At 36.8% G+C, this 23,147-nt stretch carries 17 protein-coding genes and 5 tRNA genes; 1 reads left to right on the forward strand and 21 read right to left on the reverse strand.

The window, feature by feature from the left end:
* Positions 1-2,414 (reverse strand): thrombospondin type 3 repeat-containing protein (locus BUE24_RS23010; RefSeq protein ID WP_211483336.1); only part of this gene is annotated, 2,414 nt, incomplete at its 3' end.
* A 553-nt stretch (positions 2,415-2,967) separates the two neighbouring features.
* Between BUE24_RS23010 and BUE24_RS23015 the strand changes: the two genes are divergently transcribed.
* Positions 2,968-4,554, forward strand: coding sequence for a peptide chain release factor 3 (locus BUE24_RS23015; RefSeq protein ID WP_073321979.1), 1,587 nt, complete (start codon positions 2,968-2,970; stop codon positions 4,552-4,554).
* A gap of 148 nt (positions 4,555-4,702) precedes the next feature.
* On the opposite strand, the gene BUE24_RS23020 is transcribed toward BUE24_RS23015, so the two are convergent.
* The 20 genes from BUE24_RS23020 to BUE24_RS23115 form a co-directional block, all read right to left on the reverse strand.
* Positions 4,703-5,017: a DUF3467 domain-containing protein gene (locus BUE24_RS23020; protein ID WP_073321982.1), complete on the reverse strand. Its 315-nt coding sequence runs from the start codon at positions 5,015-5,017 to the stop codon at positions 4,703-4,705.
* Positions 5,018-5,069: 52 nt separating this feature from the next.
* Positions 5,070-9,371: a DNA-directed RNA polymerase subunit beta' gene (rpoC, locus tag BUE24_RS23025; protein ID WP_073321985.1), complete on the reverse strand. Its 4,302-nt coding sequence runs from the start codon at positions 9,369-9,371 to the stop codon at positions 5,070-5,072.
* A 99-nt stretch (positions 9,372-9,470) separates the two neighbouring features.
* On the reverse strand, positions 9,471-13,280 hold the full coding sequence (rpoB, locus tag BUE24_RS23030) for a DNA-directed RNA polymerase subunit beta (protein ID WP_073321988.1): 3,810 nt from the start codon (positions 13,278-13,280) through the stop codon (positions 9,471-9,473).
* 133 nt (positions 13,281-13,413) lie between these two features.
* Complete coding sequence (rplL, locus tag BUE24_RS23035) at positions 13,414-13,791, reverse strand: 50S ribosomal protein L7/L12 (protein WP_073321991.1); 378 nt, start codon at positions 13,789-13,791, stop codon at positions 13,414-13,416.
* A gap of 68 nt (positions 13,792-13,859) precedes the next feature.
* A complete protein-coding gene (gene rplJ / locus BUE24_RS23040; RefSeq protein ID WP_073321994.1) occupies positions 13,860-14,381 on the reverse strand; it encodes a 50S ribosomal protein L10 in 522 nt (173 codons plus the stop codon).
* Positions 14,382-14,396: 15 nt separating this feature from the next.
* Positions 14,397-15,092 (reverse strand): 50S ribosomal protein L1, encoded by a 696-nt coding sequence (rplA, locus tag BUE24_RS23045; RefSeq protein ID WP_073321997.1) that lies wholly within the window; start codon positions 15,090-15,092, stop codon positions 14,397-14,399.
* 18 nt (positions 15,093-15,110) lie between these two features.
* The gene (gene rplK / locus BUE24_RS23050) at positions 15,111-15,548 is read right to left on the reverse strand and encodes a 50S ribosomal protein L11 (protein WP_073322000.1); all 438 of its coding nucleotides are present in this window, start codon (positions 15,546-15,548) and stop codon (positions 15,111-15,113) included.
* A 74-nt stretch (positions 15,549-15,622) separates the two neighbouring features.
* Positions 15,623-16,177, reverse strand: a complete 555-nt coding sequence (gene nusG / locus BUE24_RS23055) for a transcription termination/antitermination protein NusG (RefSeq protein ID WP_073322003.1) — start codon at positions 16,175-16,177, stop codon at positions 15,623-15,625.
* Positions 16,178-16,186: 9 nt separating this feature from the next.
* Entirely contained in the window at positions 16,187-16,384 is a 198-nt protein-coding gene (secE, locus tag BUE24_RS23060) for a preprotein translocase subunit SecE (RefSeq protein ID WP_073322006.1), read from the reverse strand.
* A gap of 104 nt (positions 16,385-16,488) precedes the next feature.
* Positions 16,489-16,561 (reverse strand) — tRNA-Trp (locus BUE24_RS23065).
* 58 nt (positions 16,562-16,619) lie between these two features.
* Positions 16,620-17,807: an elongation factor Tu gene (tuf, locus tag BUE24_RS23070; RefSeq protein ID WP_073322009.1), complete on the reverse strand. Its 1,188-nt coding sequence runs from the start codon at positions 17,805-17,807 to the stop codon at positions 16,620-16,622.
* Between the two features lie 57 nt (positions 17,808-17,864).
* Positions 17,865-17,936, reverse strand: a tRNA-Thr gene (locus tag BUE24_RS23075).
* Positions 17,937-18,059: 123 nt separating this feature from the next.
* Positions 18,060-18,132: transfer RNA gene (locus BUE24_RS23080), tRNA-Gly, on the reverse strand.
* Between the two features lie 60 nt (positions 18,133-18,192).
* A tRNA-Tyr gene (locus BUE24_RS23085) sits at positions 18,193-18,275 on the reverse strand.
* 129 nt (positions 18,276-18,404) lie between these two features.
* A tRNA-Thr gene (locus tag BUE24_RS23090) sits at positions 18,405-18,478 on the reverse strand.
* A 101-nt stretch (positions 18,479-18,579) separates the two neighbouring features.
* Positions 18,580-18,882 carry a ribosome hibernation-promoting factor, HPF/YfiA family gene (gene hpf / locus BUE24_RS23095; RefSeq protein WP_073322013.1) on the reverse strand — a complete coding sequence of 101 codons (303 nt, stop codon included), beginning with the start codon at positions 18,880-18,882 and terminating at the stop codon, positions 18,580-18,582.
* Positions 18,883-18,950: 68 nt separating this feature from the next.
* Positions 18,951-19,841: a tyrosine-type recombinase/integrase gene (locus BUE24_RS23100; RefSeq protein WP_073322015.1), complete on the reverse strand. Its 891-nt coding sequence runs from the start codon at positions 19,839-19,841 to the stop codon at positions 18,951-18,953.
* 101 nt (positions 19,842-19,942) lie between these two features.
* On the reverse strand, positions 19,943-20,137 hold the full coding sequence (gene rpsU / locus BUE24_RS23105) for a 30S ribosomal protein S21 (RefSeq protein ID WP_073322018.1): 195 nt from the start codon (positions 20,135-20,137) through the stop codon (positions 19,943-19,945).
* A 198-nt stretch (positions 20,138-20,335) separates the two neighbouring features.
* The gene (locus tag BUE24_RS23110; protein WP_073322021.1) at positions 20,336-21,712 is read right to left on the reverse strand and encodes an alpha-amylase; all 1,377 of its coding nucleotides are present in this window, start codon (positions 21,710-21,712) and stop codon (positions 20,336-20,338) included.
* 217 nt (positions 21,713-21,929) lie between these two features.
* Positions 21,930-23,096, reverse strand: a complete 1,167-nt coding sequence (locus BUE24_RS23115) for an acyl-CoA dehydrogenase family protein (RefSeq protein WP_073322024.1) — start codon at positions 23,094-23,096, stop codon at positions 21,930-21,932.
* Between the last annotated feature and the right edge of the window lie 51 nt (positions 23,097-23,147).

Consider the following 23,147-nt stretch of genomic DNA (forward strand, 5'->3'; position numbering starts at 1 on the left):
ATGTTGGTCGTTCCACTATCTTCTGCTACATCAGCAGGAGTATCATCTGTAGCTATAGGCACACAAGCACTTATACCGCTATTCGTTACTGCGGCAGCTGTGGCTTGTGGACTTCCTGAAATGGTAGGAACACCACTTCCATTAACTCCCGCCGCAGAGTTTGCCAAATTATCTGCTCCAGTCAGGTTTGCGGCCACAAAACTACCTCCTCCTTCTATAGCATCAGGACAACCATCATTATCACTATCTACCTCTAAGTAATCCGGAATTGTATCATTATCACTATCTAAAGCCGTACAATATGAAAAATTGTACACTTCAATAGTATTATTATTGCTATCGGCATCCGCTTTACCTGAGACAACTACTAATCTTTTTACAGCTTGATGCACCGAAATACTAACTGCTTCATTAACATAATTAGCCGTTACAAAACTTTGAAGCGTTCCAATATAGGTGAATCCATTTCCTACGGCATTTACACTTCCTGCAGTGGTAAAATTAGCAGTGGTAAGGGGAATAGGATTGTTATTCACATCGAAAGCCGTAAACACTAAACGGTCGTCAAAATCCAGTCCTCCAAACGTAATATTATTAATTCTTGACTCTTGGTCAAAGACAAATTCATAGGTTGCAGATCCTGAACCATCTCCAACATTATTAGGTTGTAACAAAAGGGTATTTGCTCCTACCTCTCCTCCATCATCAGCAATTTCGATACCTCTATTCCAGGTAGCTGTACCATTTAATGTATAATTTAAGTCTATACTATTTCCAGCATTAGCAGCCAAATCTGCTAGCGTTCCGGTATTTCCTGTTTGCAAATTTGTCACCGGACTGTATGGTAAACTATTCACTTCAACATTAGTTGCGCAAATAATTTCATTTGTGTCTAAAATTCCATCATTATCATTATCCAAATCACAATTATCTGGTACATCGTCATTATCATTATCCAGATTGTCGTCAAATCCAGGGCAAACATCAGAAGTATCAGGAACTCCATCATTATCGGCATCATTATCACAAACATCTCCTATACCATCAAAATCAGCATCTTCCTGGCCAGGGTTAGGCGTATTGACACAATTATCAGTTTCATCTAGAATACCATCATTATCTGTGTCAGACAAACAATTTCCGAAGAATACAATCTGCTGAGAGAAGTTAAATCCTTGCGTCACTCCTGTAGAAGTACATGATGTAGGAAATGGAATATTTTGAAAAACTGGTGCTACTGTAGAACTTACGGTATTGGGGTTACTTACAAAATTTAATGCACTAAAACCACTCGCCGATATATATAAATTATCGTCCGGTCCAAGTTGCACCCCTGAAACTACATTACTTCCGTTTAATGCAGTAGAAATTGTTTCACCAATTACGTGAACGAATAATAAACCGTTCCAACCTGTAAATTGACCATCGAAAGTAGCTGTAGTTTGGTGTCCGAAAAATAGTCTCGATCCATCAGGAGAAAACTCCACACTATAACCTGTTTCTGTATCGTCGGTAGCAGAAATGGGCACTTTGGTCCATGTACCTATTCCACCTGTAGAAGGATCCCAATTTGCATGATACACCCCACCATCAATAGTGGTAAATCCACCTTCTATCGCGATCGCTATACGATCATTTTGTGGTGAAAAGCGTATAGATCCTCTTTCCCCTGGTCTTGGTAGGTTTTGTGGCAAAGCTATCGTCAAATCTGGATTATCCCCTCTTGCGGGAGTTAACGGATTATCAGCGTCTACTTCCCATAAATTTAATGTAGCCGCACAATCAGCAGTACAAGTGTTATCATCTACAGAAATAGCAGCTATCCAAGCACCACAAGCACTTCCATTATTAGTTCCGTAGATTGCTTCAGAGTTATCGCTAAGTAATAGATTATTGCTACTAATTACCGTTTGAGAAGGTACATCTACTACGGAGTAGAAAGCGGTACCATTTCGATCTTCATCTCTACCATTACTATGAATAATATAAATCTGATCAGCATTGGTACCAGGGACTGGCATCACAGAGGCCATCTGCGTACGAGTTCCGTTGGTATTAAGTCCTGTACCATTGGTATATAAATTCCCTAGGTTATCTCTTACCGTACCATCGTCTACATAGAATATGAGATTACCAGTTGATGGATCACTCCATGTTGCTGTAGCTTCGAAAGCTCCATCTGAAGTTAACCCACAACTTATGGTAGGTGTAGCTGTTCTAAAATCAACAAGATATCCTCTACCATTCCACCAATTAGCATCTACAGTTTGTGCAAATGATGCCAGTGAAAGAAATAGGGAAAAAACGAAGAATACATATAACCTAAGCAGGTTATTTCGCTTTAATCGGTTAGAATCAAAATGTAAGGTATGCACAATATTGGCATACCCATAGACTTGGGTAATTTTTTTCATATGACGATGTGTTTACTACCTCATCCACAAAAAACATAAAAAGGGGATCGCTTTTTATGGACTATTATTAAAACTTATCAATCTATTTATACAAACAAACTACGGTAAAACCGTAATTATCAGTCGTAAAAATAGGTAATTTCTTAATGCAATCTAAACAATAAGCAAACTTTTAATCCTTTTTTATCGATAAAATGCACATATTCATCGATAAAATAACAATATTTGCCGTCAAACAACATATAATCTAGGGGAAACCGTTTAGAAAACTCGACTAACCCTATATCTACATTGGTAGCCACATATAGTTAAACTACTTATTACATTATCAAAGGTTAGGAGATACAAAAGTTGTGTTTAAATTTAATATTTTAACATTTGAAATTACGGATTTCCGCAATAAAATCGATGAAATACATTTTAAAACGATAAAAAACATTTTCCTGTAAAAAAATGTAATTCTCCCTCTATGCATTCTAAACGATTTGATTAATCTATTCTATACATCATTGAACATTTAAGTGTTATATTTGCCTCCACATTTGATAGATTTATGAAATTCTTAGAAGAAATCAACAGAAGAAGAACCTTTGGTATTATATCCCACCCAGATGCAGGAAAAACCACACTTACCGAAAAGTTACTTCTTTTTGGAGGAGCCATCCAGGAAGCTGGTGCTGTAAAATCGAATAAAATAAAAAAAGGAGCTACCAGTGATTTTATGGAAATCGAACGTCAACGTGGGATTTCCGTAGCAACTTCTGTTTTAGCTTTTGAATATAAAGACATTAAAATCAACATTCTAGACACACCAGGTCACAAAGATTTTGCCGAAGACACTTTTAGAACACTAACAGCTGTAGATAGTGTAATTGTTGTTATTGACGTAGCAAAAGGGGTTGAGGAACAAACTGAAAAACTGGTATCTGTATGTAGAATGCGAAACATCCCAATGATTGTTTTCATCAATAAATTAGATCGTGAAGGTAAGGATGCTTTCGAACTCCTGGATGAGATCGAACAAAAATTAGGACTCACGGTTACTCCTTTGAGCTTTCCTATAGGAATGGGATACGACTTTAAAGGAATCTATAATATTTGGGAAAAGAACATTAATCTTTTTAGCGGAGACAGCAGAAAAAATATAGAAGAGACTATTGAAGTATCTGATTTACAGTCTGCAGATTTGGACGAGCTAGTAGGAGAAAATTCTGCTAATCAATTAAGAGAAGAATTAGAATTAGTAGAAGGAATATATCCAACATTTGAAAAAGAAGCTTATCAAAACGGATCTTTACAACCCGTATTTTTTGGATCGGCCTTAAATAATTTTGGAGTTCGTGAGCTTTTAGACTGTTTTGTTTCCATTGCTCCTCCTCCAAAACCCAAAGAAAGTGATGTTCGGTTGGTAAAACCTGAAGAAGAGAACTTTACTGGTTTTGTTTTTAAAATACATGCTAATATGGATCCAAAACACAGGGATCGATTAGCCTTTGTGAAAATTGTTTCAGGGACCTTTGAGAGAAATGTTCCTTATCTGCATACCAGACATAATAAAAAACTAAAATTTTCTAGTCCAAACGCCTTTTTCGCTGAGAAAAAAGAAATTGTTGATATCTCTTATCCAGGAGATATTGTTGGACTTCACGATACGGGTAACTTCAAAATTGGTGATACCCTTACCAAAGGAGAAGTATTACATTATAAAGGTATTCCTAGTTTTTCTCCAGAGCACTTTAGATACATCAATAATGCAGATCCAATGAAATCTAAACAATTGGCTAAAGGTATTGATCAGTTGATGGACGAAGGAGTGGCCCAATTATTTACTTTAGAAATCAACGGAAGAAAAGTTATTGGTACTGTAGGAGCCTTACAATATGAGGTAATTCAATACCGATTAGAACATGAATACGGTGCTAAATGTACTTATGAAAATCTAAATGTACATAAAGCCTGCTGGGTAGATCCGGAAGACCCGGATAATGAAGAATTCAAAGAGTTTAAAAGAGTAAAGAGTAAATTTCTGGCTAAAGACAAACAAGGGCAATTGGTCTTTTTTGCAGATTCTTCCTTTAGTTTGCAAATGACCCAACAAAAGTACCCTTCTATACAGTTTCATTTCACATCAGAATTTTAAAGCGTTTTAAAGGGTTAAAAAACACCAGCACATAACAATGTATACAAAAAATAAAAAATCCGCTCAGAGATTAATTCTGTAAGCGGATTTTTATTTTAGTATAAAGTAATATTATTTCTTAATCAAAAACTATCAAAACTACTGATCGTTAAGCCTCTCCTGTAGGACCAAAGTTCATCGGAATGGGAGGTTGTTCATAATCCTTAATTTCTCCATGAGCAGATTCGAATCTACTTACATTATCATTAAGTGCTTTAAGCAATCTTTTTGCATGTTGTGGAGTTAAGATAATTCTGCTTTTGACTTTGCTTTTTGGACGACCAGGCATAATATTTACAAAATCAATTACGAATTCTGATACCGAATGATTAATAATTGCAAGGTTACTATAAGTTCCGTCTGCAACTGTTTCGTCTAATTCTATATTCAATTGATTTTGATTGAGGTTTTTATTATCCGCCATGTTTACTTATTATATAAAAAAAGCCTGTCGCAGTGCGACAGGCTTATAAGAATTAATTATAATTAACTTCTTGTCTTTGTTCCATTCGATCTTCGAATTCTTCTTTAGAACCTACAATGATACTCTCATAGCTTCTCATACCTGTACCTGCTGGAATTCTATGTCCAACAATTACATTTTCTTTAAGGCCTTCGAGTGTATCCACTTTACCGCTTACTGCAGCTTCGTTTAATACTTTTGTAGTTTCCTGGAATGACGCTGCAGAGATGAACGATTTAGTTTGAAGCGATGCTCTTGTAATACCCTGAAGTATTGGAGTCGCAGTTGCAGGAGAAGCATCCCTTGCTGTTACTAAGTTCTTATCTTCTCTACGTAGTACAGAATTCTCATCTCTTAAATCTCTTGGTGAAACGATCTGACCAGCTTTCAAAGTCTCACTGTCTCCAGCATCTTCAACCACTTTCATTCCGAAAATTGCATCATTTTCTTCAATGAAATCTGATTTATGTACCAATTGATTTTCTAGGAAAATAGTATCTCCCGGATCCTGAATTCTTACTTTACGCATCATTTGTCGTACAACAACTTCAAAGTGCTTATCATTAATCTTCACACCTTGTAATCGATATACTTCCTGAACTTCGTTCACCAAATATTGTTGTACCGCAGAAGGCCCTTTGATCTTAAGGATATCTTCTGGAGTTACAGAACCATCTGATAATGGCATACCTGCTCTTACGAAGTCATTTTCCTGAACAAGAATCTGATTAGAAAGTTTTACCAAGTATTTCTTGATCTCACCAATTCTGGATTCTACGATGATCTCACGGTTACCACGCTTGATTTTCCCGAAAGAAACAACACCATCAATTTCACTTACTACAGCCGGGTTAGATGGGTTACGCGCTTCGAACAATTCGGTTACCCTTGGAAGACCTCCGGTAATATCACCAGCTTTAGCTGATTTACGAGGAATCTTAACCAAGACTTTACCTACTCCGATCTTGTCATTATCATCAACCATCAAGTGCGCTCCAACAGGTAAGTTATAAGAACGAAGTACTTCGTCTCCTTTACCCATAATCAATAATGTAGGTATCTTTTTCTTATCTCTGGATTCTGAAATTACTTTCTCCTGGAAACCGGTTTGTTCATCGATCTCTACCTGATACGTAATTCCTTGTTCGATATTTTCATATTTCACTTTACCGGCGAATTCTGAAATGATCACACCATTATAAGGATCCCACTGACATACTACTTGATCTTTTTCAATGTTATCACCATCTTGGATGAAAAGCTGAGATCCGTAAGGAATTACATTTGTACTTAATACAATCTTAGTCTTAGGATCGATCACTTTGATTTCAGAAGTACGAGAAATTACAACATCAATTTCGTTTCCTTCTGCATCTTCTCCTTTAACGGTCTTCAATTCTTCAATTTCTGCTTTACCGCTAAATTTAGATTTCAACTGGTTTTCTTCAGAAATGTTACCTGCAATACCTCCCACGTGGAACGTACGTAAGGTAAGCTGAGTACCTGGTTCACCGATTGATTGTGCTGCTACTACTCCAACAGCCTCACCTCTTTGTACTGTTTTACCAGTAGCAAGGTTACGACCGTAACATTTCACACAAATCCCTTTCTTAGCTTCACAAGTAAGTGCAGAACGAACTTCTACTGATTCTACAGGAGAACTATCAATTCTTTTAGCAATTACTTCATCTATCTCAACTCCTGCTTCAACAAGAACTTCTTGTGTCAACGGATCAATAACATCTACTAATGCTGTTCTACCAACAATTCTATCTGCAAGAGGTTCTATAATCTCCTCATTCTTCTTCAATGCAGTTACTTCAACTCCTCGTAATGTACCACAGTCTTCAATGTTTACAATTACATCTTGTGCTACATCAACCAAACGACGTGTTAGGTATCCTGCATCGGCAGTTTTAAGAGCCGTATCTGCAAGTCCTTTACGTGCACCGTGAGTAGAAATAAAGTATTCAAGAATTGAAAGACCTTCTTTAAAGTTCGAAAGAATCGGGTTTTCAATAATCTCACCACCGGCAGAGTTTGATTTTTTCGGTTTAGCCATCAGTCCACGCATCCCTGTAAGCTGACGAATCTGTTCTTTAGATCCCCTCGCTCCAGAGTCAAGCATCATATATACCGAGTTAAACCCTTGCTGATCTTCTCTAATACGCTTCATCGACAATTCTGTCAATTCTGCATTTGTAGAAGTCCAAATATCAATTACCTGATTATAACGTTCGTTATTGGTAATAAGTCCCATGTTATAGTTGGCAACGATATTATCTACCTGAGAATTTGCATCCGCAATCATCGTATGCTTTTCTGCCGGAATAATAATATCTCCTAAACTAAACGAAAGACCACCTTGGAATGCTGAATTATATCCTAATGTTTTAATTTCATCAAGGAAAGCAGCTGTTTCTGGTACGCTCGTTACTTTAAGGATACTACCAATAATATCTCTTAAAGATTTCTTAGTCAATACCTCATTAACGTATCCTGCAGCTTCTGGTACTTTTTCATTAAATAGTACTCTACCTGTAGTAGTCTCAATCAATTGATCTACTAATTCTCCTTCATCATTAAAATCCTTAGTTCTTACCTTGATAACAGCATTAATATCTAATCGTTTTTCGTTGTAAGCAATGATCACTTCCTCAGGGGAGTAGAACGTAAGTCCTTCTCCTTTGATCACCAAGTCTTTTGTTGTTTTACGTGGCTTGGTCAAATAATATAAACCAAGTACCATATCCTGAGAAGGTACTGTAATAGGAGAACCATTTGCAGGGTTCAATATATTATGAGAAGCCAACATCAACAATTGCGCTTCCAAAATAGCCTCTGGCCCTAATGGAAGGTGTACCGCCATCTGGTCACCATCAAAATCCGCGTTAAATGCCGTACATACTAATGGGTGTAACTGTATCGCTTTCCCTTCAATAAGTTTTGGCTGGAACGCCTGGATCCCTAAACGGTGAAGCGTAGGAGCACGGTTCAGTAATACTGGATGTCCTTTAAGAACATTCTCTAAGATATCCCAAACTACAGGCTCTTTTCTATCAATAATCTTTTTAGCAGACTTTACTGTTTTTACAATACCACGCTCGATTAATTTTCTAATCACAAATGGCTTGTACAGCTCGGCTGCCATATTTTTTGGAAGACCACATTCGTATAATTTCAGCTCAGGTCCTACAACAATTACAGAACGAGCAGAATAATCAACACGTTTACCAAGTAAGTTTTGACGGAAACGTCCTTGCTTACCTTTTAACGAGTCTGATAACGATTTTAATGGTCTATTAGAATCTGTTTTTACAGCAGAAGCTTTACGAGTATTATCAAATAATGAATCTACTGATTCCTGAAGCATACGCTTTTCATTACGTAAGATTACTTCAGGAGCTTTGATCTCCATCAATCTCTTTAAACGATTGTTACGGATAATTACACGACGATAAAGATCATTCAAATCTGAAGTAGCAAAACGACCACCATCTAATGGTACTAACGGACGTAATTCTGGCGGAATTACCGGTACTACTTTCAGGATCATCCATTCTGGACGATTTTCTCTATTTTTATTGGCATCACGGAACGACTCAACAACCTGAAGACGTTTTAATGCCTCAGTTTTACGTTGTTTAGAAGTTTCGTTATTTGCTTTATGTCTTAACTCATAAGAAAGTGCATCCAAATCAATTCTTCTTAGAATTTCGATCAAGCATTCTGCACCCATCTTTGCGATGAACTTATTTGGATCTGTATCTTCTAGGTATAAGTTTTCCTGAGGAAGACTATCTAAGATGTTTAAATATTCTTCTTCGGTAAGGAAGTCCATTTTTTGAATAGGCTCACCTTCTTCATTCTTGGCAATACCTGGTTGAATTACTACGTAACGTTCATAGTAAATAATCATATCCAATTTCTTGGAAGGAAGCCCTAATAAGTATCCAATCTTATTTGGTAAAGATCTAAAATACCAGATATGAGCTACAGGAACCACTAAGTTAATGTGTCCAACACGGTCTCTACGTACTTTTTTCTCAGTTACTTCAACTCCACATCGGTCACAAACGATTCCTTTATAACGAATTCTTTTGTATTTACCACAAGCACATTCAAAGTCCTTTACTGGTCCAAAAATTCGTTCGCAAAACAAACCATCACGTTCTGGTTTGTGTGTACGATAATTGATAGTTTCAGGTTTTAAAACCTCTCCATTTGATTGCGCCAAAATAGATTCTGGAGAAGCTAAACCAATAGAGATTTTATTAAATCTCTTTACTGTATTCTTATCATTATTTCTTGCCATAATATATGGTTGCTAAAGAATTATTGTAATTTAAATTTGAATAATTAAGTGCTAAACATCGTACCCATCAGCATCGTTCAGGGTACGATGATAAACTTATTACTCTTCTAATCTGATATCCAGACCAAGACCCTTTAATTCATGCATTAATACATTGAAAGATTCTGGTAATCCAGGCTCTGGCATAGGCTCACCTTTAACGATACTTTCGTATGTTTTGGCTCTCCCTATTACATCATCAGATTTTACGGTCAATATCTCACGAAGCGTACTTGAAGCTCCATAAGCCTCAAGTGCCCATACTTCCATCTCACCAAAACGCTGACCTCCAAACTGTGCTTTACCACCAAGAGGCTGTTGTGTAATCAATGAGTAAGGACCAATAGAACGGGCGTGCATCTTATCATCTACCATGTGACCTAGTTTTAACATATAAATCACACCTACCGTTGCTGGTTGATCAAAACGATCTCCTGAACCTCCATCATATAAGTAAGTATGACCGAATCTAGGAATTCCAGCTTCATCAGTAAATCCATTAATTTGGTCTAGAGAAGCACCATCAAAAATTGGAGTAGCAAATTTTCTACCTAATTTCTGACCAGCCCAACCTAATACAGTTTCATAGATCTGACCAATGTTCATACGCGATGGTACCCCAAGTGGATTTAATACAATATCTACCGGTGTTCCATCTTCTAAGAATGGCATATCTTCTTCTCTTACGATACGTGCCACAATACCTTTGTTACCGTGACGACCTGCCATTTTATCTCCTACTTTCAGTTTACGTTTTTTAGCAATATAAACTTTAGCAAGTTTGATGATTCCAGAAGGTAGTTCATCTCCAACAGAAATTGTGAATTTCTCTCTTCTTAAATTACCCTGAAGATCATTTTCTTTAATCTTATAGTTGTGAATAAGATCTGCAACCATTCTGTTAAGATCATCATCTGTAGTCCATGTACCTTTGGTAAGGTGAGCATAATCATCAACACTGTTAAGCATCTTTTGAGTATACTTTTTCCCTTTTGGAAGTACTTCTTCTCCTAAATCATTCATTACACCCTGAGAAGTTTTACCTCCTACGATGGCGAATAATTTATCTACTAACTCAGATTTTAATAACTCGAATTTAGCGTCATAAGATCTTTCTAGGATCTCGATATCCTCTTTATCCTGAGATCTCTTTCTCTTATCCTTAATCGCACGAGCAAACAATTTCTTGTCAATTACTACCCCGTGTAATGAAGGTGAAGCTTTTAAAGAAGCATCTTTAACATCTCCTGCCTTATCACCAAAAATAGCACGTAGTAATTTTTCTTCTGGAGTAGGATCACTCTCTCCTTTTGGAGTAATCTTACCAATAAGTATATCACCAGGCTTAATTTCGGCACCTACTCTAATCATACCATTTTCGTCAAGGTCTTTTGTAGCCTCTTCAGAAACGTTTGGTATGTCATTTGTTAATTCCTCATTACCTAATTTGGTATCTCTAACTTCTAGAGAGTACTCATCGATATGAATAGAAGTAAAGATATCATCTCTTACTACTTTTTCAGAAATTACGATCGCATCCTCAAAGTTATACCCTTTCCATGGCATAAAGGCTACTTTCATGTTTCTTCCTAGTGCAAGTTCACCATTTTCGGTAGCATACCCTTGACATAGCACCTGCCCTTTGGCAACCTTATCGCCTACTCTAACGATTGGTTTTAGGTTGATACTTGTACCCTGGTTAGTTTTTCTGAATTTAATAAGATAATAGGTCTTAGAATCTCCATCAAAACTTACCATTCTTTGTTCTTCCGTTCTATCGTATTTAATCGTAATCTTATCCGCATCAACGTACTCAACAACTCCTGCACCTTCAGCATTGATCAATACTCTTGAATCTGAAGCTACCTGACGCTCAAGCCCTGTACCTACAATCGGAGCATCAACTCTTAATAATGGTACTGCCTGACGCATCATGTTTGATCCCATCAGTGCACGGTTCGCATCATCATGCTCCAAGAATGGAATCAACGATGCAGATATAGAAGCAATCTGGTTTGGAGCAACATCGGCATAATTCACCTGGGTAGGATCAATAACCGGGAAGTCACCCTCCATACGTGCAATAACCTTATCAGAATCTATGGTTCCATCTTCCTTTAAAGGAATGTTTGCCTGAGCAATTAATTTTTCTTCCTCTTCTTCGGCGCTTAGATATGTAAATCCTGAAAGATCTACTCTACCCTCCTCTACCTTACGGTAAGGAGTTTCTAAGAATCCCATTGAATTTACTTTTGCAAATACCGATAAGGAAGAGATCAATCCAATATTTGGTCCTTCAGGTGTTTCGATAGGACAAAGACGACCATAGTGTGTATAGTGAACGTCACGTACCTCGAAACCTGCTCTTTCTCTTGATAAACCACCAGGTCCTAGGGCAGAAAGTCTACGCTTGTGAGTAATCTCTGCTAATGGATTGGTTTGATCCATAAACTGAGAAAGCTGGTTGGTACCAAAGAATGAGTTGATTACAGAAGACAATGTCTTAGCATTAATCAAATCGATTGGTGTAAATACCTCATTATCTCTTACATTCATTCGCTCACGGATGGTACGCGCCATACGCGCTAATCCTACACCAAACTGCTGAGATAACTGCTCACCTACTGTACGAACACGACGGTTAGAAAGGTGATCGATATCATCGATCTCAGCTTTTGAATTGATAAGCTCGATCAAATATTTGATAATGGTAATAATATCTTCTTTGGTAAGCACTTGCTTATCCATATCGATATCAAGACCTAATTTTTTATTCATTCTATATCGACCTACTTCACCAAGGTTATAACGTTGGTCAGAGAAGAATAACTTGTCGATAATTCCTCTTGCAGTTTCCTCATCAGGCGGTTCTGCATTACGTAATTGACGATATATGTGCTCTACCGCTTCTTTTTCAGAATTGGTAGGGTCTTTTTGCAATGTATTATGGATGATTGCATAATCTCCTTTTTGATTATCTTCTTTATGCAATAAAATAGTTTTTGCACCAGACTCGATAATTTCTTCTAGGTGATCCTTATCTAATATAGTATCACGATCTAATACGATCTCATTACGTTCGATAGATACCACCTCTCCAGTATCTTCATCCACAAAATCTTCGTGCCAAGTATTTAAAACACGAGCGGCCAATTTACGGCCTAATACTTTTTTCAATCCGGATTTAGAAACTTTTACTTCCTCTGCAAGGTCAAAAATTTCTAAAATATCTTTATCGCGCTCATAACCTATTGCACGGAAAAGTGTAGTTACCGGTAATTTTTTCTTTCTATCAATATATGCGTACATCACGCTATTGATATCTGTAGCAAATTCTATCCAAGACCCTTTAAAAGGAATTACTCTTGCAGAATACAGCTTGGTTCCATTAGCATGGAAAGACTGTCCAAAGAATACCCCTGGAGAACGGTGTAATTGCGATACAACAACACGCTCAGCTCCATTAATACAGAAGGTTCCACTAGGAGTCATATAAGGAATAGTACCTAAATACACATCCTGTACAATAGTTTCAAAATCTTCATGTTCTGGGTCTGTACAGAATAATTTAAGACGTGCTTTAAGGGGTACACTATAAGTAAGACCTCTTTCTATACACTCTTGAAGATCATATCTAGGAGGATCAACGAAGTAATCTAAAAATTCAAGTACAAATTGATTACGAGTATCCGTAATCGGAAAATTTTCCATGAAGGTATTGTATAGACCTTCGTTTCCTCTTTCTTCAGATTTTGTTTCTAATTGAAAGAAATCCTGAAATGATTTGATCTGGATATCCAAAAAGTCCGGATATTCAGGTCTGTTCTTTACAGAAGAGAAATTCAATCTTTCAGTTTGCGTTGCTAACATCAATGGACGGAATTAAATTAAAATTTTAAAAAGGGGTGCGTATGCAAAGACCTAACTTTTATATACGCAAAATGGTTTAGACCTCAGAGAGAAACTCTCTGGGTCTAAACCTATATATCAATCTATGGTAAGCTTACTTAAGCTCAACCTCAGCTCCAGCCTCTTCTAATTGAGTTTTAAGAGCTTCAGCTTCATCCTTAGCTACACCTTCTTTGATAGCTTTAGGAGCACCATCTACTAATTCTTTAGCATCTTTAAGACCAAGACCAGTTAATTCTTTAACAAGTTTTACAACTGCTAATTTAGAACCACCTGCAGCCTTAAGGATTACATCGAACTCTGATTTTTCTTCAGCAGCTTCGCCACCACCAGCAGCACCACCACCAGCAACAGCTACTGCAGCAGCAGCAGGCTCGATACCATATTCTTCTTTTAATATATCAGCTAACTCATTAACTTCTTTTACTGTTAAGTTAACTAATTGTTCTGCGAAATCTTTTAAATCTGCCATTTTCTATCGTTTTAAATAATTTTTTTTAATGAAATATAATTGTTAAAAAGTGCGTACACTATTGATTGTTATCCTTCTTTTTCGGATAACGTTTTAAGGATACCAGCAAGTTTACCACCTCCTGATTTCAACGCAGAAACTACGTTCTTAGCAGGAGACTGTAGTAAGCCAATAATATCTCCGATAACTTCTTCCTTAGACTTGATACTAACAAGTGCATCTAGATTTTCGTCACCAACAAATATTGCTTCCTCGATAAATGCTCCTTTTAGTAAAGGCTTCTCAGATTTCTTACGAAACTCTTTGATAACTTTTGCAGGTGCATTACCAGCTTCGGCAAACATGATTGAAGTATTACCTTTTAATACATTTGGTAATTCTCCAAAATCCTTATCTGAATTCTCCATTGCTTTTGCAAGGAGTGTATTCTTAACTACTTTTAATGAAACATTAGCTTTGAAACAAGCTCTTCTTAAATTAGAAGTTGTTCCTGCATCCAACCCTGAGATATCTGCTAAGTAGATATTCGCGTTATCAGCCAACTGAGCAGTTAAGTCATCAATTACTTGTGATTTTTCTTCTCTTGTCATAATCGTTTATCTTAATTACCCAGCAAAGTTTTTAGCATCCACTTCTACTCCAGGACTCATTGTAGAAGACATATAGATCGACTTGATATATACTCCTTTAGCAGTTTGTGGTTTTAACTTTACCAATGTTGTTATTAATTCTTTAGCGTTACCAGCTATTTTCTCAGCTTCGAAAGAAGACTTCCCGATTGCAGCATGTACAATACCTGTTTTATCAACTTTGAAATCGATCTTACCGGCTTTAACATCAGATACTGCTTTTGCAACATCCATAGTTACAGTACCTGTCTTTGGGTTTGGCATTAATCCACGAGGTCCTAATACTCTACCTAATGGTCCTAATTTACCCATAACACTTGGCATAGTAATGATCACATCTACATCAGTCCATCCTCCTTTGATCTTATCCAAATACTCATCTAACCCTACAAAGTCGGCACCTGCTTCTTTAGCTTCTGCTTCTTTGTCTGGTGTTACTAACGCTAATACTTTTACATCTTTTCCTGTTCCGTGAGGTAACGTTACCACTCCACGTACCATTTGGTTAGCTTTACGTGGATCAACGTTCAAACGAACAGCAAGGTCTACAGAAGCATCAAAGTTCACATTTGTTATTTCTTTTACCAAAGCTGATGCTTCAGCAAGAGAATAAGCCTTGTTCTTTTCTACTTTAGCTTGCGCTTCTTTTTGCTTTTTAGTCAATTTTGCCATTTTGTAAACGTTTTTGGATTAAAAAGGAGCTTGTCCTTTTACAGTTACACCCATGGAACGAGCAGTACCTGCAATCATTTTCATTGCCGATTCGATAGTAAATGCATTTAGATCTTGCATCTTATCTTCAGCAATTGCTTTTACCTGATCCCAAGTAATACTTGCTACTTTTTTACGGTTAGGCTCTCCAGAACCCTTCTTTTGTTTTGCTGCTTCCAGAATTTGAACAGCTGCTGGTGGAGTTTTGATAACAAAGTCAAAAGACTTGTCAGAATACACACTAATTACAACCGGTAATACTTTACCAGCCTTATCTTGCGTTCTACCATTGAATTGCTTACAGAATTCCATGATATTTACTCCGGCAGCACCTAGAGCAGGTCCAACAGGGGGTGATGGGTTTGCCGCACCTCCACGAACTTGAAGTTTTACAACTTTACTTAACTCTTTAGCCATTTTTCTAATTTTAAATTAGAACCGTTCTACAGTTGGAAGCAAAAGAACAATTCTGATATATATAATGTAACAGTTTATACTTTTTCAACTTGCATATAACTCAATTCTAATGGCGTCTTTCTTCCAAAGATTTTCACCATTACCTCAAGCTTACGCTTTTCTTCATTTACTTTCTCTACAGTACCATTAAACCCGTTGAAAGGACCGTCTATTACTTTTACTGTCTCTCCAACAGTGTAAGGAATCGCAACATTATCAGTTTTCACTGCTAATTCATCCACTTTTCCTAGCATTCTGTTTATTTCTGCTTTTCTTAATGGTACAGGATCTCCTCCTTTTACTTCACCAAGAAAGCCAATCACACCATTAATTGATTTAATGATATGAGGAACCTCACCTGCCAAGTTAGCTTCAATCATAACATAACCTGGAAAGTATACACGTTCCTTATTTATTTTCTTTCCATTACGGATTTGAACTACCTTTTCCGTTGGAACCAAAATCTGGGAAACAAAATCTTCAAGTCCCATATGAGCTATTTCACGCTCTATATAGTCTTTAACCTTATTTTCCTGACCACTTACCGCTCTTACAACGTACCACTTCTTTGAATTATCCACCTCGGCCATTTTGAAAATTTAAGATTTAACTAACGTAAAATAATATTCGATCATGTTACTAAAAACAGTATCCACTCCCCAAATAGCCAGAGAAAAAATAACTGAAAAAACAATAACAACTATGGTTAATCTCTGTGCTTCTGCCCAGGGAGTCCAGGTTACATGATTTTTCAACTCGTTATATGATTCTGTAATATAATTTATTAATCCAGCCATTGTATTCGGTTTTTATTGACAGTCTTAAGAAAATATTTCTCAGTTCCGCCAAAGAATTCAATATAATAATGATCTTATTTTGCAAAAAATATCAATCATTTCAGCACGGGTTGAGAGGCTCGAACTCCCGACACCTGGTTTTGGAGACCAGTGCTCTACCAACTGAGCTAAACCCGTATACATAAGGCAAGGTATTCGCCAGTGCGAATACCTTACCTATATATCTATAATTGTATTAGTCTAAAATTTCGGTTACCTGACCAGCACCTACTGTTCTACCACCTTCACGGATAGCAAAACGAAGACCTACATTCATTGCGATTGGTTGAATCAACTCAACAGTAATAGTTAAGTTATCTCCAGGCATTACCATTTCTACTCCATCAGGAAGCGCAATGTTTCCAGTTACGTCAGTTGTACGTACGTAGAACTGTGGACGGTAGTTGTTATGGAATGGAGTGTGACGACCACCTTCTTCTTTCTTAAGGATATACACCTCAGCTTTGAATTTGGCATGTGGAGTTACAGATCCTGGCTTAACGATTACCATACCTCTAGAGATTTCAGTTTTCTCGATACCTCTTAATAGGATACCTACGTTATCTCCAGCTTCTCCTCTATCTAATATCTTACGGAACATCTCAACCCCAGTAATAGTAGAAGTTAATTTCTCAGCTCCCATACCGATGATCTCTACAGGATCTCCAGTGTTAGCAACTCCAGTCTCGATACGTCCAGTAGCAACAGTACCACGACCAGTAATAGAGAATACATCTTCGATTGGCATCAAGAAGTCTTTTTCAACATCTCTCTTTGGTAACTCGATCCAAGTATCAACAGCTTCCATAAGCTCCATTACTGTATCAACCCACTTTTGCTCTCCGTTAAGAGCTCCTAAAGCAGAACCAGCAATTACAGGACCGTTATCTCCATCATACTCATAAAAAGAAAGAAGTTCTCTTACTTCCATCTCTACAAGCTCTAAAAGCTCCTCATCATCAACCATATCCACTTTGTTAAGGAATACAACGATTCTAGGAATACCTACCTGACGTCCTAAAAGTATGTGCTCACGAGTTTGTGGCATTGGACCATCAGTAGCAGCAACTACTAAGATCGCACCGTCCATCTGAGCAGCACCAGTTACCATGTTCTTTACGTAATCCGCGTGACCTGGACAGTCAACGTGTGCATAGTGACGATTTGAAGTTTGGTACTCAACGTGAGACGTGTTAATTGTAATACCTCTTTCTTTTTCTTCTGGAGCGTTATCGATAGTATCGAAATCTCTTGCTTCAGAAAGACCAGCTTCTGCCAATACTTTAGTAATTGCAGCAGTTAACGTAGTTTTACCGTGATCAACGTGTCCAATAGTACCAATATTTAAGTGCGGTTTGGAACGATCAAAAGTTTCCTTTGCCATAATTAATTTATTTAATCTTAGTTATATATTAGTGTTCAATTTATATTCTGAACCAAGAGCCAATGACGAGATTTGAACTCGTGACCTCTTCCTTACCAAGGAAACGCTCTACCCCTGAGCTACACCGGCTTTTTAATGAGCATAATGAAAAACCAGAATACTTTCATTTTTTTCAGAAAGAAATCCGATTAATCATTACAGTTATGTTAAAAATCCAACCCCAAAATTTTCATTTTGAGGTTAGCTCATTCGAGCGGGAGACCGGGTTCGAACCGGCGACATTCAGCTTGGAAGGCTGACGCTCTACCAACTGAGCTACTCCCGCTTTTCAACGTAAAACAGTCCTTTAAAAAACTGTTTTAGCATTGCTATTTTTTAAATTTTGTGGGGAGAGCAGGATTCGAACCTGCGAAGGTAAAAACCAACAGATTTACAGTCTGTCCTCGTTGGCCGCTTGAGTATCTCCCCCAAGTAAAAAAATTCAAAATTTCAATATGAACTTTATGAATTTGAGAGCGCAAAAATAGTAATTTATTTTACATTTCAAAATTCATTTTAAAAAGGCTTTAATTTTTATTCAAATTAACCCCTTTTTTGAGCCGATAGAGGGACTCGAACCCACGACCTGCTGATTACAAATCAGCTGCTCTAGCCAGCTGAGCTATATCGGCTTTTCACCATGTTTTAGAACATAAAAAAGTCCGCTATTTCTAACGGACTGCAAATGTATAATAATTTATTTTTTAGACAAAACTATTTTTTAAAAAAATAGTCAAACATGTGCATTTAATTTTTGCTTCCGTTTTTTCAGTTGTCGTTCTAAAGAACTAACACACTCATCCACACCTTCTTCAAAGGTTTTATTAATTTTTTTAATCATCAACTCTCCTCCTGGAACACTCAACAAAATTTCTGTAACTTTATTCTCTTTTCCACTTGTATTCATCACTTTTAAGAATACATCTGCATGAATAATTCTACTAAAATACGTCTCAAGTTTATCTAGTTTAGTCTGCGTAAAATTTACCAACTTTTGATCTACATTAAAATTTACGGATTGCAAGTTCACTTTCATAGGTGTTAGTTTAAATTGGTTAAACAATAATATTAAGCCGAAAAGACAAGCAACTAAAGGGTTACTTCTTACTTTTTATTCCTAGGATGAGATTGTTTATAAACTTTTGTCAGCTGTGCGATACTATGATGTGTATACACTTGTGTTGCAGCCAGACTGGAATGACCAAGTAATTCTTTTACAGCATTTAAATCCGCTCCTTCGTTAAGTAAATGAGTCGCAAATGAGTGTCTTAGGATATGCGGACTCGTTTTTACCTTTGAAGATGCCTTACTAAAATAACCATTTATGATTCGATACACAAGTGTTTCGTATATTTTAACTCCTTTTTTGGTCAATAACAAATATCCATTTTGATCATCTTCAATAAGAGCCATCCGCAAAGACAAGTACCGTTCCAGTGTTCTACAAACTGTAGAAAGTAATGGCAAAACACGTTCTTTATTTCTTTTTCCTAATACTTTAATCTGCTTACTGCGAATATCAACATCAGAAAGACGTAAATTCACCAATTCTATCCTACGCATACCAGTAGCATAAAAAAGCTCTACAATCAATCGGTTTCTCACACTTTCAAAATCATCTTCATCCGTCAGCTCATCCAACACAAGTTCTATTTCCTGTTCTGAAAAAGGAATTTGTAATTTCTTTGGAGCTTTTAGCACCTGATGTTTTGCCAGAGGATTTTTATCAATTTGCTCTGACTTTAATAAAAACTTGTAGTACGATTTAAGTGAAGATACTTTACGATTAATAGTACGATTCGAAATTCCCTGGTCCACCAGCTCAACAATCCAAGAACGAATCTGAGCATAGTTTGCTTTAGCAATATCAGTACCTCCATAATTCTCTTCATAAAACCCTAAAAAAGACTCTAAATCGGTTTTGTACGCTGTAGCTGTATGCAAAGAGTATTTTTTTTCTAAAAGAAGGTAGTCTAAAAACTCTGATATAAACATAAAAAAACCGTTAGAACACAAAAATATAAAACTTTTGTCTCTCTAACGGTTTTAATTTATACTTGAAAAACGGAATCTTATATAAAGACTGCGTTCACTTTTTAAATTTCTTCCTGATCTCTTAAACGCTGAATGTATTGCGCTTTTTGGACTTGAGCTCTACGCTCTACAGAAGGTTTTGTAAATTGTTGACGTTTACGAAGCTGACGCATCGTACCTGTTCTATCAAATTTACGCTTAAAACGTTTTAACGCTCTATCTATATTTTCTCCGTCTTTTACTGGTATAATTAACATAGTTGCACCTCCTTTCTTTAAAAATTAGGACGCAAAGATAATACAAAACTATTATCTACAAAGTTTTTTTTCGCAGAAGTTATATTTTATTTCCATTTTCCCGAAAAAAACAAAAAAGAAACAATTCTTTAACCATTCGTAGGGGGTGTTTGAATGATTAAAAAATCGTTTCTGGATCAGGGGCTGGAATATTGGTCTCTATTTCAGAGACCAAACAGTATATCCTTTTGGCGGTGCCTGGATTTTTACCCATCGACCACCTTGGGTAACGGGTTCCCACCCAGAGTTACCTGTATAATCTTTTATTCTTCTACTGGACCAATTGGTCTCTACCCATCGTTCCTTCCAAGAATTTGAATTGTTGATATATACAATAAGACCATTTTTACCATAACCGCCATTTCGTTTGGCAATGTACTCATCATTATCCGTCCAAAGATTTGTAGTACTACCTCCCGCGAGATTGTTATGTATCCAAATCAAATTATTCATCTTGGATTTACTCAACCACTCTTCATAATCTCTATAGAATATTGCGGGGTAGCCTTCGTGAGTCAAAATATAAGCATAGGCCAGTAACTTATTATTGATAATTTCATCGGTATCATGATTAGCCACAAAGGTTACTGCTCTACTTGCATTTCTTTTCCATAACATGTCACCACTCAAAGCATTAAGATTATTCCCCATGAAAGCATCTCTCATTTTATAGTAACATCCAAAATCAAAAGCAGACATCTGCGCTTGGTTTACCCACCAGTTTAGTGTATTTACATTACCATCCCAATACTCTCCTACAGCAAATCCGCCAACATTTCGTTGCCATTCTCTAGGCACCCAAGGTTCGAATCCTTTTACATAATCAAATCTCCATCCATCAAATCCCATGGTATTCTTATAGTATTTGGCAACAGAGTTAGAACGTTTCCACAACCAATCCTGTACATAAGGTTTGCTATGACTTAAATCCGGAAAACCACCAAAAATCCCACTATCAGAGTTATACTGCTCATTAGGATGGAAATCATACTTAGTTCTATTAAACTTGCCCGAAAGTGGAGTGAACTTTGTATACGTGTTTTTTCCCGCAAACTCGTTCCATTCTAAATCCCCTCCACTATTGTGATTAATAACAATATCTGCTATAACATTGAGATCATATCGATGTGCTCGAGATATTAAGGATTCTAATTCTGATCTTGATCCAAATCGCGTTTCGGTACTCCCCATTTGGTTATATTCTCCAAAATCATAATAATCAAAAGGATCGTAACCCATAGAGAAAGGACCGTTTTGCGCTTTGCTTACAGGCGGCAACCAAATGGCATCTATTCCTGCATTACTCCAATCATCTACCTTATTTCTAATCGTATTCCACCAGGTTCCTCCAGCAGGCACATCCCAGTAAAAAGCTTGCATCATTACTCCAGAACCGATAGGTTTTAATTTTGAAGATACATTTTGAGTTGATTCTAAAGATTCTGGTTGTATCGAATCTAATTCTTCATCCTTATTACATGAAGCAAAGAGTAAAGCCGTAATAAGAAATCCATAAAAAAACTTGCTAATTTTCATGATTACTTAGTGTTTGTGTTAATTTTTTTTCAAATTAAGAATTTACCTACGAACGAAAACGTTTGAAGTTTTACGAAATCGTTTTCGTGTTGATAAAAGGCAAACAATTACTTATAATTACAAGTAAAAAATAACAAAGATTATTTTTGAAGCAAAAAAATAACCCCAAAACGGGGTTATTTAACTTATTCTGAAATGATTACAAGAAGAACCACTGCTAAGTCGTTGGCTTATACTCTTTTTTGTCAATAATCATTTTGGCTATAATTTCTTTTAATATTTCTGAAGTACCTCCTCCTATCGGGCCTAAACGACTATCTCTAAACAATCTTGCCAAAGGATATTCTTCCATATACCCATAACCTCCTAATAGTTGTAAACAATCATAAGCTACTTTATCTGCCATTTTAGTAGAAAGTAATTTAGACATTGAAGCTTCTTTCACCACATACTGCCCTTGGTCTAATCTTTTTGCAATAGAGTAATTGAACTCCTTACACATTTCCATCTCGCTTGCCATTTCGGCTACAGAATGTCTTAGTGCCTGGAATTTGTTAATCGTTTTACCAAACGCTTCTCTCTCTGACATGTACTGAATCACATAGTCGATAGCAAATTCTGCTCTAGCATGGGCATTGATTCCCATGATCAATCGCTCCAATGCAAAATGTTGCATGATATACCCGAATCCTTGATTTTCATCTCCCATCAGGTTTTCTGCAGGAATTCGCACATTATCAAAAGCGATCTCTCCTGTATCCGAAGCTCTCCAACCTAACTTATCCAGTTTTGTTGCCGATACTCCTGGTGTATCTCTATCGATAACAAAAATACTGATCCCTTTATTTCCTAATTCTGGGCTTGTCTTTGCAGCTACTACTAGATAGTCACTATACACTCCATTGGTAATAAAAGTTTTTGATCCATTGATTACATATTGATCTCCATCTTTAACTGCGGTAGTTCTCATACCTGCAACATCAGATCCTCCAAAAGGCTCGGTAATCGCTAGACATCCTATCTTATCTCCAGAAATACTGGGCGCCAAATATGCTTCTTTAATTCTATGATCCCCCTCTTTATTAAGATGTGTCATTGCCAGATATACATGTGCCCATATAGCCGCCGCAAAACCACCAGAATTTATTTTTTGAAGTTCTTCTAAAAGAATCACTGTATAAAAAAGATCCAGATCCATTCCTCCATATTCTTCGGGATAAGCGATCCCAAAATATCCCATTTCACCAAACTTCTTCCAGATAAAACGGTCGATGTCTCCAGACTTCTCCCATTTCTCAATATGCGGAACAACTTCCTTCTTTAAAAATTCTTTTAAACTTTGTCGAAACAACTCGTGCTCTTCAGTAAAATACATGCTATTCATCTGTACTTTTTATCGTATTAAAAAGGTTGGATGTAATTTGTCAAATCACCT

Origin of the sequence: Aquimarina spongiae (genome assembly GCF_900141785.1) — a bacterium.
Classification (GTDB): domain Bacteria; phylum Bacteroidota; class Bacteroidia; order Flavobacteriales; family Flavobacteriaceae; genus Aquimarina; species Aquimarina spongiae.

Coding starts and splice junctions, on each gene's coding strand:
- BUE24_RS23015 (WP_073321979.1), top strand. CDS start 2,968: ATGAAATTCTTAGAAGAAATCAACAGAAGAAGAACCTTTGGTATTATA.
- BUE24_RS23020 (WP_073321982.1), bottom strand. CDS start 5,017: ATGGCGGATAATAAAAACCTCAATCAAAATCAATTGAATATAGAATTA.
- rpoC (WP_073321985.1), bottom strand. CDS start 9,371: ATGGCAAGAAATAATGATAAGAATACAGTAAAGAGATTTAATAAAATC.
- rpoB (WP_073321988.1), bottom strand. CDS start 13,280: ATGTTAGCAACGCAAACTGAAAGATTGAATTTCTCTTCTGTAAAGAAC.
- rplL (WP_073321991.1), bottom strand. CDS start 13,791: ATGGCAGATTTAAAAGATTTCGCAGAACAATTAGTTAACTTAACAGTA.
- rplJ (WP_073321994.1), bottom strand. CDS start 14,381: ATGACAAGAGAAGAAAAATCACAAGTAATTGATGACTTAACTGCTCAG.
- rplA (WP_073321997.1), bottom strand. CDS start 15,092: ATGGCAAAATTGACTAAAAAGCAAAAAGAAGCGCAAGCTAAAGTAGAA.
- rplK (WP_073322000.1), bottom strand. CDS start 15,548: ATGGCTAAAGAGTTAAGTAAAGTTGTAAAACTTCAAGTTCGTGGAGGT.
- nusG (WP_073322003.1), bottom strand. CDS start 16,177: ATGGCCGAGGTGGATAATTCAAAGAAGTGGTACGTTGTAAGAGCGGTA.
- secE (WP_073322006.1), bottom strand. CDS start 16,384: ATGGCTGGATTAATAAATTATATTACAGAATCATATAACGAGTTGAAA.
- tuf (WP_073322009.1), bottom strand. CDS start 17,807: ATGGCAAAGGAAACTTTTGATCGTTCCAAACCGCACTTAAATATTGGT.
- hpf (WP_073322013.1), bottom strand. CDS start 18,882: ATGAAAGTGAACTTGCAATCCGTAAATTTTAATGTAGATCAAAAGTTG.
- BUE24_RS23100 (WP_073322015.1), bottom strand. CDS start 19,841: ATGTTTATATCAGAGTTTTTAGACTACCTTCTTTTAGAAAAAAAATAC.
- rpsU (WP_073322018.1), bottom strand. CDS start 20,137: ATGTTAATTATACCAGTAAAAGACGGAGAAAATATAGATAGAGCGTTA.
- BUE24_RS23110 (WP_073322021.1), bottom strand. CDS start 21,712: ATGAAAATTAGCAAGTTTTTTTATGGATTTCTTATTACGGCTTTACTC.
- BUE24_RS23115 (WP_073322024.1), bottom strand. CDS start 23,096: ATGAATAGCATGTATTTTACTGAAGAGCACGAGTTGTTTCGACAAAGT.